The sequence below is a fragment of the Streptomyces sp. PA03-1a genome, from assembly GCF_033792805.1.
GTDB lineage: Bacteria > Actinomycetota > Actinomycetes > Streptomycetales > Streptomycetaceae > Actinacidiphila.
Genome location: NZ_JARAVO010000118.1, coordinates 13156 through 27204, shown reverse-complemented (window position 1 = coordinate 27204; position 14049 = coordinate 13156). Strand labels below are relative to the sequence as shown.

Below are 14049 nucleotides of genomic sequence, written 5' to 3'. Positions count from 1 at the left end.
TTTTTTTTTTAAACGAAGAACGGGCAACCAGAGTGAAGGAGGGCTCCGGGGGCCCGGGATTGGGGTCGGGGCCCGGCGCACTCCCCCAGCCTTCGGCCGGGGGGACCCCCACTGCGCTCGCGGTTTGGCCCTACCTCGTTCGGCGCCCGGGTTCGCCGCTCGTCTCCCCCAGCCTTCGGCCGGGGGGACCCCCATGGGCGCACCCCGCCACACCTCCTCATGCCGGTTGGGGCGCACGACGGCCGGTGGGGGGTAATTAGGGCACCTGCGGCAACCCCGGACCGCCCTCCTACCTCCCACCGGCCGTTGGTCGCCGCACGATACGGAGGGTCGTTGGGGGCACCCCCGGCCGAAGGCTGGGGGAGGGTGGGCGTTCTGGACGCTGACGTGTATGTGTTGTGCAGCAGAGACGGCACCGACCTGGACCGCCCGCCATGCACATAAATATGCGGTCCAGAATGCCCAGCCCCGGAGGGCCCGACCCCGGCCCACTACGTACCGCGCGAGGCCCGCACCAACCGCGCCGGGCAATCGGGCGGGCGGCGGGGAAACCGCCCGCCGCAGGCGCAAACGAGCCGCGCACAACCACCGGGCCCGCAACCACAACCCACCGGCACATTCTTAGCGGAGGCGCCCCAGTGCGTCCCGCACGCGCCGGACGTCGCGCAGACGGCGCTCGTACGTCGCCCCGACCCCGAGCAGGAGGACGCCCGCCAGGGCGAGCGGCACCCAGCGGGGGACCGCGCCGAGGGCCTGGGCGATGTAGGGGGCCAGTTCGTGCAGCGCGTCGAGCGCGAGCACGCCCGCCCCCAGCAGGAGCGGCGCCGCCAACCGGTGGCGGGCACCGAGGAGCATCACGGCGAGCGAGGCCGCGCCCAGGGTCAGGGGGCGGACCCAGCCGGGGTCGCCCCAGGCGGCGGCGAGGCTGGGCAGGAGGGTCGCGCAGAGCCCGGGGGCGTAGGCGGCCCAGGACGAGGACGTGGGGTCGCGGCGCCGCCGCAGGGCTCCGACGGCCAGGGCGGCGACCGTGACGGGGAGGGTGTACGCCTCCGGGACGTGGACGTCGGAGGCCGCGAGGCGTACCCAACTCGCCGCGATCATCAGGCAGGTCGCGACGTAGCCGAGCCACCGCCGGTCGGCCCGCAGCGCCGCGACGGCCGCGGCGAGGACACCTGCGAGGGCGAGGGCCAGGGCGAGGAGTGCGGGGTCGTCGGCGACGAGGCCGATCGTGAGGAGGGCCGCGGCGTGGCCGGGGTGCTCGAAGGGGTGTCCGGCGGCGCGGAAAGCGGCGGCCTGGGCGGCCGCGGCGATCGCGAGGAGGGTGAACGCGGCCGCGTGGGCGGGCAGTCCGGTCCAGGCGAGGCCCGCCGCGCAGGCGACCACCGCGGCGGCGCTCACCACGCGGGTGCGCGGGGCCACGACGTACAGCGCGCCGAAGCAGGCCAGCAGCACGGCGAGCACGGTGAGCGTCGTCGTGCGCTCCGGGTGGGCCCACGCGACGGCCGTCACGGCGAGCCCGCAGGCGCTCACCAGGGCGGTCCAGGTGAGCGCCCGGGCCGACAGCGCGAGCAGGGCGGCCACGACGACGAGCCGTACGGGCAGCGGACCGGGAACGCACACGGCGACCGCGGCCGCCACCAGGGCGCCGGAGGCGGCGAGCGGGCCGTACGGGGTGGCGCGGTGCAGCCGCGCCGCCGTGGCCAGTTCCGCCGCGAGCAGGCCGGCCACGGCGACCGCGCCGTACCGGCCCTCCCACGCGTCGGGCGCGACCACGCCCACGATCAGCGAGGGCAGCGCCCACAGCAGGGCGAGGGCGTGCACGGCGGCGGCGCCGGCCGCGAGACCGGCGGCCACCGTGCGGAGGCGGGCCGGGACGGCGAGGGCCGCCGCGCCGAGCACGACCGCCGCGCACGCCGGGTACCCCGGCACGATCCAGTCGCCGGGCACGTCCGACCGGAGGATCCCGCCGGCCGCGCCCACGACTGCGAGCGCCGCGACCCCGGACAGGATCCCCGACACGGTGGCGGGCACCGAGGGCCGCAGTGCGACGGTGAGCGCCACCGCGGCGGCGCCCAGCAGCAGTACGCCCGCGCGCAGTGCCGCTCCGCCGTCGTCGGCAGAGACGGAGAGCCCGCCCGCGGTGAGCAGCGCGCCCAGACCGACGGCCGTCCCGGCGACGGCGGCGGTGATCCGCGTCCCGCGCCCGCCGGTGAGGAGGGCGACCGCCGCGTCCAGCGCGGCCGTGACGAGCAGGGCGGCCGCGAGCCCGTACGCCGACTCCGCGGCCGACGCCCACAGCGCCAGGGGGAGTTGACCGATCACCACGGCGAAGGGCACCGGCAGCACGAGCCGCCCGAGCGCCTTCCCGTACCCGGCCCAGAGCGCGGCGACGACGGTCAGGGACACCGCCGCGAAGCGCAGCCCGTCGGCGCCGGGGAACGCCACGCGGTGCAGCGCGTACACGTCGAGCAGCAGCAGCACGAGGCCGAGGCAGGCGACGACCTCGGCCGTGGCGGTCAGCGTGCGGCGCAGCAGCAGTACGGGCACTCCCGTCGCCGCGAGGGTCAGCGCGCCCAGGACGGCGGCACGTCCGCCGATGCCGAGGTGGCCCCAGCTGATGACGGTGAACGCGATCGCGGCGACCGCCAGCAGCACACCGCCCAGGGCGAGCAGCAGGTTCTGCACCGCGCGGGGCGACGTCTCGCGGCGCGGCGGGGCACCCCACGGCGTGCCCCACGGCGCCGGCGGGTACGGCGGCCGCAGCTGCGCCAGCAACTGCCCGCGGCGCGCGATGAGGCGGCCGCGTTCGGCGTCCAGCCGCAGGAGGGCGCGGTCGGTCTCGCGCAGTTCCTCGGCGACCGGCCCGACCAGGGGCAGCGCGCAGCGCGGGCACGCGGGCGGCGCCGTCGCGGGCAGGTAGGTGCCGCACGCGGGACAGCGGTCGTGCGGCGGGGGCATCGTCTCCATGGCTCGGAGTGTGGCGCGGCCCACGTGCGCGGGCATGCGCGCCGGTACTCAGATCCGCGCTGAGTACGCACACTGGCTCCATGGACTGGAGCCGTTACCGCTTCCGCAGCCTGTGGCGGATCGCCGCCCCGCCCGAGGCCGTGTACGGCCTCCTGGAGCGCCCGCACGAGTACCCGGTCTGGTGGCCCCAGGTCCGCGAGGTGCGGCAGACCGGCGAGACCGCCGGCACCCTGCGCTTCCGCTCGGTCCTGCCGTACGACCTGTTCGTCACCGCGCACCAGACCCGCCGCGACCCGCGCGCGGGGGTGCTGGAGGTGGCGATGTACGGGGACCTGGAGGGGTGGGTGCGCTGGACGGTCGGCGCGGACGGGGCGGGCGGCGGCACCCGGCTGGTCTTCGAGGAGGACGTGATCGTCAACAAGCCGCTGATGCGGCGGCTGGCCGTCCCGTGCCGGCCGCTGTTCCGTGCGAACCACGCCCTGATGATGCGGCAGGGGCGGCGGGGCCTGTCCGCCCGGCTGCGCGCGGAGGGGGCACCGGGCCGGGAAGCCGTTTGAACGCAGCCGCCCGCGCCCTGTATTGTTCAGGTCGTCCCGGGCGATTAGCTCAGCGGGAGAGCACTTCGTTCACACCGAAGGGGTCACTGGTTCGATCCCAGTATCGCCCACCGTCACGAAGGGCCGGTCCATCACGGACCGGCCCTTCGGCGTGTGCCTAGGCCGCCGGTTCCTCGGGGGCCCGCGCGGGTGTCGGCCGCAGCGGCCAGGCCGGGTCGACCCGGTCGTCGGTGCCGCTGCGGGCGAACCACGCCTGCAGCCCGCGGGCCTGGCCGGCGTGCCAGAGGGCCTGGCGGGCGTGGAGTTCGGCGGGCGGCACCCCGCCGATCCGTGTGGCGAAGCGGTGGCCCAGCACCCGTACGAGCGCGAGCGCGGCGAGGGCGTCCGCCGCGGCGTCATGGGCGTCGGTCAGCACCACGCCGTAGTGCGCGCAGAGGTCGGTGAGGGTGCGGCGGCCCTTGCGGTAGCGGTCGAGGTGCTTGTCCAGGACCCGGGGGTCGAGGACGCGCAGCGGGCCGCGGACCAGGTAGGCGTCGAGCGCCATGCCGCGGTGGCGCTTCAACTCCCGGTCGAGCAGCGTCAGGTCGAAGGGTGCGTTCATCACCACGAGCGGCACGCCGGCCGCGGCCTGGTCGGCCAGCGCGCGTGCCAGTTCCTCCATCACCGGGCCGGGACGGCGTCCGTTCGCCCGGAGGTAGTCGTCGTCCAGCCCGTGCACCGCGCGGGCCCCTTCGGGCACCGGGACCCCCGGGTCCACCAGCCAGCGGGTCGTCCTGGCCGGTATGCCGGGGGCGTCCTCGACCACCAACGCGGCCGAGACCACCCGGTCGTGTTCCACGTCGACCCCCGTGGTCTCCGTGTCGAAGGCGGCCAGCGGGCCGTCGTACCAGTGCGGCATGGCGCACCTCCCGTGCGGATCGCAGGATGCGGGCGGCCGGCGGCCGCCCTTACGGTACGTACCCGTGACCGCACGTCACCGAACCGCAACGGTTTGCGACTTGTCGCTGGTGGGGATGAAGAGGGCAACGGGGATCACTAGGATTCCCGCGCCCGGAAAGGCACGGAGAGCGATGGCGCTCGAGCAGCCCGGCCCGGGTGGGCTGCTGTCCGAACCGAACGCACCGTTGCGCGGCGGACTCGCCACCACCAGCTGCATGGAAACCCTCCAAGTGGGATATCTGCACGCGGTGGCGGCGGCCGCCGGTTGTTCGCTCGCCCAGCCCTTCCCGGACAACGGCATCGACTGGCACATAAGCCACAGTTCGCACGGCCACGGTGTGGACGACGAGGTCACGATCAAGGTGCAGCTCAAGTGCACCTACCAGGTCGCCCCGCGGCCTCCCGGTCCGACCTTCGGCTTCACCCTGGAGAACGAGCACCTGGTGAAGCTGGCCCGGACCCCGGTCTCGGTGCACAAGATCCTCGTGGTGATGCTCGTGCCGCGCACCCAGGAGGAGTGGCTGCGTGCCGGCCACGACCGGCTGGAGCTGCGGCACTGCTGCTACTGGACGAACCTCGCCGGTCACGCCGCGACCGGCAAGCGCAAGACGACCGTGCGGATACCCACCGCGCGGATCTTCGACGACCGGGCCCTGTGCGAGATCATGACGCGGGTCGGGGCGGGAGGGAGGCCCTGATGAGCCGGACGGCAGACGACGCACTCGTCCCGCCCGACCCCGAGCGGGTCGACCCCGGCGTCCTCGTCGCGCTGCTCGTCCGCCACGGCTGGCGGCGGCGTGGCGGCGCCCCGGGCCGCTACACACGCTGGACGCCCCCGGGCGAGCCTGAGTCCGCCGCCCGGACCAGCCTCCTGGTGCCCGAGCGGCGTACCGCGGGCGCCCGCTACGCCGACCACGTCGAGCTGCTGGGCGAGGCCCTCGACGCCCTCGCCCGCTGCGGCGAGCCCTCGGCGCGCGAGGTGCTGACCGCGCTCGCCGTCCCCGGCGACGAGATCCACTGGCACCAAGAGCTGCCGCCGGCCGCCGGCGCGGCCGTGCCGTGGACGGCGGCGGAGCAGCTGCGCGCGGCCGCCCGCGCCATGCTCATGTCCGCCGCCCGCGCCGAGCGGGACCGCTTCGGCTACTTCGGCGCGCGCCACACCGGGCACGCCAACGCCTTCCTGGAGCAGGTGCTGGTCGGTGCCGCGCCGGGGCACCAGCTCACCGCGTACGCGCCGGTCCCCGAGGGCCGCCGCACCGTGACCACGCTGCTGCGCGCGCTGCAGGCGGCCCGGGACGCCGTGGACTACCAGCGGACCACCGGCGGCATGGAGGCCTTCGACGCGGCGGTGGGCCTCGGCGTCTGCCACGAACTGGCCGACTCCCTGATCCGGATGGTGCGCGGCACCGAGGGCGTGGTGGTCACCCTCGCCTGGGCCCCGGCGGCCGGGCCGCCCGTGGGGTTCGCCAGGGTGCCGGAGCCGGTCGAGTTCTCCCCTGGCGACCTCCCCGCGCTGGAGGCCGCCAGTGAGCGTTACGTGCGCGAGGAACCCTCGGTCGACGTGCGCGTCACCGGCACCGTCACCCGGCTGCGCCGGCCGCGCCCCTCCGGGGGCGGCAGCATCCGGCTGCGCGTCCTGGCCGGTGCGGACGTCCGCCAGGTACGCATCCGCCTGCCCGAGGAGGGGTACCGCATCGCGGCCCAGGCGCACCTGGTCGGGCTGCCGGTCCGGCTCTCCGGGCGGCTGGAACGGCGTACCGGCTTCCGCCACCTCACCCACCCGTCGGCGCTGACCCCCGTCCACGTCGACGAGGCCGACCGCGACCGGCTGATGAAGGCCCTGCACGGCGGCGTCGACACCTTCGAGGACTCCTTCGGCGGCTGACCGGGGGGCGCACCGGGCGGGGGCCCCCGACGCCGGGGGCCATCGCTTCGCGGGGCACCCGCCCGGCTCGGTAGGATTCACCGGTGCAGCTTTCCGCTGCCGGACCCAGTGGGACATACGTCAGGAGAGACCGGTGTCAGACGTCCGTGTGATCATCAAACGCGATTCCGATGAGCAGGAAGAGCGGCTGGTCACGACGGGCACGACGGCCGCCGAGCTCTTCGACGGCGACCGCACCGTCGTCGCCGCGCGGGTCGGGGGCCAGCTGAAGGACCTCGCCTACGAGGTCGCCGACGGCGACGAGGTCGAGCCCGTCGGGATCGCCAGCGAGGACGGCCTCAACATCCTGCGCCACTCCACCGCGCACGTGATGGCCCAGGCCGTGCAGGAGCTCTTCCCGGAGGCCAAGCTCGGCATCGGCCCGCCGATCAAGGACGGTTTCTACTACGACTTCGACGTCGAGAAGCCCTTCCACCCCGACGACCTCAAGCGCATCGAGAAGAAGATGCAGGAGATCGTCAAGCGCGGCCAGCGCTTCTCCCGCCGTGCCGTCGGCGACGACGCGGCCCGCGAGGAACTCGCCGACGAGCCCTACAAGCTGGAGCTGATCGGCCTCAAGGGCTCCGCAGCCGAGGCCGCCGAGGGCGCCTCCGCCGAGGTCGGCGCCGGCGAGCTGACCATCTACGACAACCTGGACGCCAAGACCGGCGAGCTGTGCTGGAAGGACCTCTGCCGCGGTCCGCACCTGCCCAGCACCAGGTTCGTCCCGGCGTTCAAGCTGATGCGCTCGGCCGCCGCCTACTGGCGCGGCAGCGAGAAGAACAAGCAGCTGCAGCGCATCTACGGCACCGCCTGGCCGTCCAAGGACGAGCTCAAGGAGTACCTGGATTTCCTCGTCGAGGCCGAGAAGCGCGACCACCGCAAGCTCGGCTCCGAGCTCGACCTGTTCTCCATCCCGGAGCAGATCGGCTCGGGCCTGGCGGTCTTCCACCCCAAGGGCGGCATCGTCCGCCGGGTCATGGAGGACTACTCGCGCCGCCGGCACGAGGAGGAGGGGTACGAGTTCGTCTACACCCCGCATGCCACCAAGGGGAAGCTCTTCGAGACCTCGGGCCACCTGGACTGGTACGCCGACGGCATGTACCCGCCCATGCAGCTCGACGAGGGCGTGGACTACTACCTCAAGCCCATGAACTGCCCGATGCACAACCTGATCTTCGACGCGCGCGGCCGCTCGTACCGTGAACTGCCGCTGCGCCTGTTCGAGTTCGGCACCGTGTACCGGTACGAGAAGTCGGGTGTCGTGCACGGCCTCACCCGGGCCCGCGGTTTCACCCAGGACGACGCGCACATCTACTGCACCAAGGAGCAGATGGCGGACGAGCTCGACAAGACGCTCACCTTCGTCCTCAACCTGCTGCGCGACTACGGCCTGACCGACTTCTACCTGGAGCTGTCGACCAAGGACCCGGAGAAGTTCGTCGGCTCCGACGAGATCTGGGAGGAGGCCACCGAGACGCTGCGGCAGGTGGCCGAGAAGCAGGGCCTCCCGCTCGTCCCCGACCCGGGCGGCGCCGCGTTCTACGGTCCGAAGATCTCCGTCCAGGCCAAGGACGCCATCGGCCGCACCTGGCAGATGTCGACCGTGCAGCTCGACTTCAACCTGCCCGAGCGCTTCGACCTGGAGTACACGGCGGCGGACGGCACCAAGCAGCGCCCGGTCATGATCCACCGCGCGCTCTTCGGTTCCATCGAGCGCTTCTTCGCGGTGCTGCTCGAGCACTATGCGGGCGCCTTCCCGGCATGGCTGGCCCCCGTCCAGGCGGTCGGCATCCCGATCGGCGACGCGCACGTGTCCTACCTGCAGGAGTTCGCCGCCGAGGCGAAGAGGAAGGGCCTGCGCGTCGAGGTGGACGCCTCCGCCGACCGGATGCAGAAGAAGATCCGCAACGCGCAGCGCAGCAAGGTGCCGTTCATGGTCATCGTCGGCGACGAGGACATGGCGGCGGGCTCGGTCTCCTTCCGCTACCGGGACGGCTCGCAGAAGAACGGCATCCCGCGCGACGAGGCGATCGCCGAGATCGCCAAGGCCGTCGAGGACCGCGTCCAGGTCTGAGCCGCCGGAACGACGCACGGCGACGGGCCCCCGGAGGTCAGCCCTCCGGGGGCCCGCCCGCGTCCGGCCGCTCGTCGGCACGGCGGAAGCTCTGCGTGAGCCAGGCCGAGAACGACCCGACGACCGCGCCGATCAGGACGACGCCCAGGAACATCACCCCCACCGCGATCACCCGTCCGCGCACCGTCACCGGCACGAGGTCGCCGTAGCCGGTCGTGGTGATCGTGGAGCACAGCCACCACACCGACTGGCCGTAGGTGCGGATCTGCGCGCCGGGCGCGTTGTGCTCGTCCGCGTACACCTGCAGGCTCGCCGCGAAGCCGAGGAGCAGCGCGCTGAGCCCCGCGTACCCCATCACCCGGGCCTCCAGGGAGAACCGCGGCTGCTTGTGGAGGTCCTGGACCCTCCCGTAGATCTGCAGCAGACGCAGCGGGCGCAGCAGCGGCAGGACCACCACGACCAGGTCGAGCCAGCGGCGGCGGACGTAACTCCAGCGGTGGGGCGCGACGGCCACCCGGACCAGGTAGTCCAGCACGAAGAGTCCCCAGGTCACGACGGTGACCGTCAGCAGCAGGTCGGACCATTCGGGCGGCAGGTCCGGGACGAGCACGCGCACCGCGTACGTGACGAGGAACACCAGGGACGCGATGGACAGCGGCACACTGCCCCGACGCTCCCACTCCCGCAGCCGCCGGTCGTCATCCATGGGCATGGAGCCAGCATCGTGCCCCGCACGCGGGAGCGCCCCCGGCGACACGCAGGGCCGGGACGACGCCATATGCTGCAAGGCATGACGAGTGAGCCGGAACTGCAGAACGGAGTCGGGACGCAGGACGCGTTCCAGCGCCTGTGGACGCCGCACCGCATGGCGTACATCCAGGGCGAGAACAAGCCGACCGGCCCAGGGGCCGGCGACGGCTGCCCCTTCTGTGCGATTCCGGAGATGAGCGACGAGGACGGGCTCGTCATCGCGCGCGGCGACGCCGTCTACGCGGTCCTCAACCTCTACCCGTACAACGGCGGCCACCTGATGGTGGTGCCCTACCGTCACGTCGCGGACTACACCGACCTCGACGGGCCGGAGACCATCGAGCTCGCCGAGTTCACCAAGCGCGCCATGGTCGCGCTGCGCTCGGCCTCGGGCGCGCACGGCTTCAACATCGGCATGAACCAGGGCACCGTGGCGGGCGCCGGGATCGCCGCGCACCTGCACCAGCACGTGGTGCCGCGCTGGGGCGGCGACACCAACTTCATGCCGGTGGTCGGCCACACCAAGGTGCTGCCGCAGCTCCTCGCCGACACCCGCAAGATGCTCGCCGACGCCTGGCCGGCCGGCTGACCCGGTCCGTCCCGCCGACCGGGCCGGGGCCGGGCGGCGCGCGAGCCGTCCGCCCCGGGGCCCGTCAGTAGACGTCGGCCTCGCTGGGCGAGGCGTCCTGCACCATGTTGCTCAATATGCCCGAGCGGTTGTTGAACTTCGAGACGTCCACCCCGTTCTCCTCCATGACGGTGATGGCCGCGGAGTGCACCGCCCGCAGCACGGGGGTGGCGGCGCGCAGGGCGTCGTCGGCCATGAAACGGTGGTTCCAGGGCTGTGAGGCCCAGCTGTGCCGCAGACCGAAGGGCTCGGGCAGGACGATCTTGCCGCCGAGGTGGTCGAGCACCTGGGGGAAACGGGTCAGGGGGGCGCGGGCGGCCAGCCGCACCACCTCGTCGCTCGTCACGAGCGGCAGCTGCACCTTCTTCGTCTCCCAGAACTTGACCGGGTGGGCTATCTCCTTCTCCTTGGCCTCCGGTGCCGTGGTGAACAGGGAGTGCACCGGTCCGAGCGCGTGCCCGGTCACCTCGATCCGCAGCGTGCTCGCCAGCACGGTCACGGTGACCATCATGGTGATCACCAGCTGACCGTCCCAGACCACGAACTGCAGACCCAGGTAGTGCCGGTTGCCCTTGTCGAACTGCTGCTCGTTGCAGATCCGCTGGATCTCGAAGTCGCGGACGGTGTAGCCGTCGACGTCGGAGCCGGTGGGCCGGGTGATCTTCTTGGCGCCCTCGCCGACGTGGGAGACGACCCAGTGCTGTATCAGCGGCTTGGGGAAACCACCGGTGTGCAGCGGGCCGCGCTGCAGGCCGCGCAACTTGCCGTGGATCACCTTGATGACGTCCCAGCTGCGGAAGGGGTGGATCTCGCTCAGCCCTTCGCGGGGCGTCAGCTCCTCGGCCATGTGCCAGGCGCCCCACCGGGCGCCCATGCCGAGCACGCCCTTGGGGCCTTGGTAGAAGACCACGTTGCTCTGCTGCTCGGCGGAGAGCTTGGCCAGGCTCTGGCGCAGCTTCTCGGCCCGGGTCTGGTTGGGGTTGCGCGGCACGGCCTCGGGGATCTTCGCGCCGACGCCGCTGCCCGAGACCAGCCCCGCCCAGCGTTCGCGCAGGTCCTTGGCGGTCTGCTCGCAGAGCCGCTTCGCCCAGAACCAGCCGAGGACCGGGGCCACCATCATCACCCGCAGGTACTGCGACCAGAAGCCGGTGAGCGGCGGGTTGACGACGAAGAGGACGGCGAAGAAGCCGACCACGAGCAGCACCACCGAGCCGAGCAGCCCTGCCCGGGAGCCCTCGGACCTCCGTACGAGGGCCCGCAGTTGGAAGGCGCCCAGCCAGACCAGCATCCCGGGCAGGAAGAGCAGGCCGAACACGACCATCACGGCCGTCAGCTTGTTGTCGCGCTCCTGGCGGATCCGGTTGGCGGCCAGGCAGTGCTCGACGACGGTCTGCGGCTCCGCGCCGAAGGACTGCACCAGCTCGTTCCGGGAGGCGCCCAGCATCCGGTTCTGCACGGCGCGGGCGAAGGCCTCGCCCAGGTTCGCCTGCAGCAGCTTGACCTTCGCCTCCTTGACCGACGACTTGCCCGCGTCGGCCGTGGCGAGGGCATCCATGGGACTGTCGCGGTACGCGGCCGACGCGAGGGCCTGGGTGGCCCCCGTCTGCCCGTCGACACCGCTCAGCGGTATCTGCGCGCCCGGGCTCAGGAAGTCGAAACCGTCGGTCACTGCCGCCCCCTTCTGGTCCCCGCCCGTGCGGACGTGAACCCGCACGGCCCTTTCCCCGGTCGCGGCACCGGCACACCTGCGAGGCCGCCCACCCAGCGTATACGGGGGGTGTGACGTGCGTCATCGGCCCGGCGGAAGAAGATCGTTCCGCCGGGCCGCCAACGTCCCCCGTACGGGGGTTACTTGCCGGACTCCTGGGCGTGCTGCTCCCTCAGCTTCTGCGCCAGCTGGGGCGGCATCGGCTCGTGCCGGGCGTAGCTGCGGCCGTACCGTCCGGTGCCGTGCGACAGCGACCGCAGGTCGACCGCGTAGCGCCCGATCTCGATCTCCGGTACCTCGGCCCGCACCAACGTGCGTCCCAGGCCGACCGGTTCGGTGCCCAGCACCCGTCCGCGGCGCCCGGACAGGTCGCTCATCACCGGCCCGACGTACTCGTCCGGCACCATGACGCGGATCTCGCTGACCGGTTCCAGCAGGTGGATGCGGCACTGCGTGGCCGCCTCGCGCAGGGCGAGCGCGCCCGCGGTCTGGAAGGCGGCGTCGGAGGAGTCCACCGAGTGCGCCTTGCCGTCGACCAGGGTGATGCGGATGTCCTCGACCGGGAAGCCGAGGGCCACGCCCTTGGCGGCCTGGGCGCGGACGCCCTTCTCCACCGAGGGGATGAACTGCCGCGGTACCGCGCCTCCGACGACCTTGTCGACGAACTGGATGCCGGAGCCGACCGGCAGCGGTTCGACCTCGATGTCGCAGATGGCGTACTGGCCGTGCCCGCCGGACTGCTTGACGTGCCGTCCGCGCGCCGTCGACTTCTCGCCGAAGGTCTCGCGGAGCGCCACCTTGTGCGGCACGGCGTCGACCTGCACGCCGTAGCGCGTGCGCAGCCGCTCCAGCGCCACGTCCATGTGGGCCTCGCCCAGGCACCACAGCACGACCTGCCGGGTGTCGGGGTTCTGCTCCAGCCGCATCGTGGGGTCCTCGGCGACGAGCCGGGACAGGCCGACGGAGAGCTTGTCCTCGTCGGCCTTGCTGTGCGCCTGGATCGCGACCGGCAGCAGGGGGTCCGGCATCAGCCAGGGCTCCATGAGCAGCGGGTCGTCCTTGGCGGAGAGCGTGTCGCCGGTCTCCGCGCGGGTCAGCTTGGCGACGCAGGCCAGGTCGCCGGCCACGCAGTGCGGCACCGTCCGCTGCTGTTTGCCGAAGGGCGAGGACAGGGCGCCGACGCGCTCGTCGACGTCGTGGTCCTCGTGGCCGCGGTCCTCCAGGCCGTGGCCGGAGACGTGGACGGTCTCGTCGGGGCGCAGGGTGCCGGAGAACACCCGCACGAGGCTGATCCGCCCCACGTACGGGTCGGAGGAGGTCTTCACGACCTCGGCGGCCAGCGGTCCGTCCGGATCGCAGGTGAGCTGCGCGTGCGACGTCCCCTGGGGCGTGCTGACCTGGGGGACCTCACGTTCCAGCGGCGTCGGGAAGCCGCCGGTGACCAGTTCCAGCAGTTCCACGGTGCCGATGCCCTGCTTGCAGCCCTCCGCGGCCGGCGCGGCGGCCAGCACGGGGTGGAAGGAGCCGCGCGCCACGGCACGCTCCAGGTCCTGGACCAGCGTCTTGAGGTCGAGCTCCTCGCCGCCCAGGTAGCGGTCCATGAGGGTCTCGTCCTCGCTCTCGGCGATGATCCCCTCGATCAGCCGGGCGCGCGCGTCGTCCATCGCGGGCAGCTGCGCCTCGTCCGGCGGGCGCTCCTCGCGCTTGCCGGAGGAGTAGTCGTAGACCCGCTGCGACAGCAGGCCGATGAGCCCGGTCACGGGTGTGTGGCCGTCCGCGGTCTCCTCCCCGTGGAGCGGGAGGTACAGCGGCAGCACCGAGTCGGGGGAGTCGCCCCCGAAGGCCTCACGGCACGTCTCGGTCATCTCCTCGAAGTCGGCCCGTGCCGCCTCCAGGTGCGTGACGACGACCGCACGCGGCATGCCGACCGCCGCGCACTCCTCCCAGACCATCCGGGTGGCGCCGTCGACGCCGTCGGCCGCCGAGACGACGAAGAGGGCCGCGTCCGCTGCCCGCAGACCGGCCCTGAGTTCCCCCACGAAGTCGGCGTACCCGGGGGTGTCCAGCAGATTGATCTTGATTCCGTCCCACTCCACCGGTACCAGCGAGAGCTGTACCGAGCGTTGCTGACGGTGTTCGATCTCGTCGTGGTCGGAGACGGTCCCGCCGTCGGCCACGTGTCCGGCGCGGTTCACCGCCCCTGTCGCCAGGGCGAGCGCCTCGACCAGCGTCGTCTTCCCGGAGCCACTGTGGCCGACCAGCACCACGTTGCGTACATCCTGGGGCCGGCCGGCCGCCAATGCCCTTCCGGCGGCTCCCGGACCTGCGTCTCTCCTGTCGCCCATGTGCCTCGCCTCCCGGTCCGTCACGGCATGGGGACTGGCGCCACGGGAGACCACCCGCCCAGGGCGGTCTGCAGTGACGCCCGCGGTAATTCGACCTTCCCACGCCCGTCACGGTGCGTCCATACGTCGTACGTGCCGCGGTAGGACGGGAGCC

10 protein-coding genes and 1 tRNA gene are annotated in these 14049 nt (G+C 72.9%); 6 read left to right on the top strand and 5 right to left on the bottom strand.

Translation table 11 applies throughout. The annotated features are described in order from the left end of the window. Positions 1-621 precede the first annotated feature (621 nt). Positions 622-2967, bottom strand: coding sequence for an SCO7613 C-terminal domain-containing membrane protein (locus PV341_RS25305; RefSeq protein ID WP_500359031.1), 2346 nt, complete (start codon positions 2965-2967; stop codon positions 622-624). An 80-nt stretch (positions 2968-3047) separates the two neighbouring features. Between PV341_RS25305 and PV341_RS25300 the strand changes: the two genes are divergently transcribed. Beyond that, positions 3048-3524, top strand: a complete 477-nt coding sequence (locus PV341_RS25300) for an SRPBCC family protein (protein ID WP_500324462.1) — start codon at positions 3048-3050, stop codon at positions 3522-3524. Positions 3525-3562: 38 nt separating this feature from the next. Next, positions 3563-3634: transfer RNA gene (locus tag PV341_RS25295), tRNA-Val, on the top strand. 47 nt (positions 3635-3681) lie between these two features. On the opposite strand, the gene PV341_RS25290 is transcribed toward PV341_RS25295, so the two are convergent. After that, positions 3682-4422, bottom strand: a complete 741-nt coding sequence (locus PV341_RS25290) for an exonuclease domain-containing protein (RefSeq protein ID WP_500324460.1) — start codon at positions 4420-4422, stop codon at positions 3682-3684. Between the two features lie 172 nt (positions 4423-4594). Here PV341_RS25290 and PV341_RS25285 point away from each other — a divergent pair, with 172 nt between their 5' ends. The 3 genes from PV341_RS25285 (at position 4595) to thrS (ending at position 8464) form a co-directional block, all read left to right on the top strand. Beyond that, entirely contained in the window at positions 4595-5161 is a 567-nt protein-coding gene (locus PV341_RS25285) for a DUF4365 domain-containing protein (protein WP_499510816.1), read from the top strand. After that, a complete protein-coding gene (locus tag PV341_RS25280) occupies positions 5161-6348 on the top strand; it encodes a hypothetical protein (protein ID WP_500359030.1) in 1188 nt (395 codons plus the stop codon). Before PV341_RS25285 ends, PV341_RS25280 begins: the two co-directional genes overlap by 1 nt. A gap of 133 nt (positions 6349-6481) precedes the next feature. Then, a complete protein-coding gene (thrS, locus tag PV341_RS25275; protein WP_499510814.1) occupies positions 6482-8464 on the top strand; it encodes a threonine--tRNA ligase in 1983 nt (660 codons plus the stop codon). A gap of 37 nt (positions 8465-8501) precedes the next feature. Here thrS and PV341_RS25270 read toward each other — a convergent pair whose 3' ends face one another. Beyond that, complete coding sequence (locus tag PV341_RS25270; protein WP_500324456.1) at positions 8502-9176, bottom strand: potassium channel family protein; 675 nt, start codon at positions 9174-9176, stop codon at positions 8502-8504. Between the two features lie 66 nt (positions 9177-9242). Between PV341_RS25270 and PV341_RS25265 the strand changes: the two genes are divergently transcribed. Continuing rightward, the gene (locus PV341_RS25265) at positions 9243-9803 is read left to right on the top strand and encodes an HIT family protein (protein ID WP_499510812.1); all 561 of its coding nucleotides are present in this window, start codon (positions 9243-9245) and stop codon (positions 9801-9803) included. 64 nt (positions 9804-9867) lie between these two features. Here the strand turns inward: PV341_RS25265 and PV341_RS25260 are convergent, their stop codons facing one another. After that, positions 9868-11511 (bottom strand): AbeC-like domain-containing protein, encoded by a 1644-nt coding sequence (locus PV341_RS25260; RefSeq protein WP_500324454.1) that lies wholly within the window; start codon positions 11509-11511, stop codon positions 9868-9870. A gap of 179 nt (positions 11512-11690) precedes the next feature. Beyond that, positions 11691-13895: an elongation factor G-like protein EF-G2 gene (locus PV341_RS25255; protein ID WP_500324452.1), complete on the bottom strand. Its 2205-nt coding sequence runs from the start codon at positions 13893-13895 to the stop codon at positions 11691-11693. Between the last annotated feature and the right edge of the window lie 154 nt (positions 13896-14049).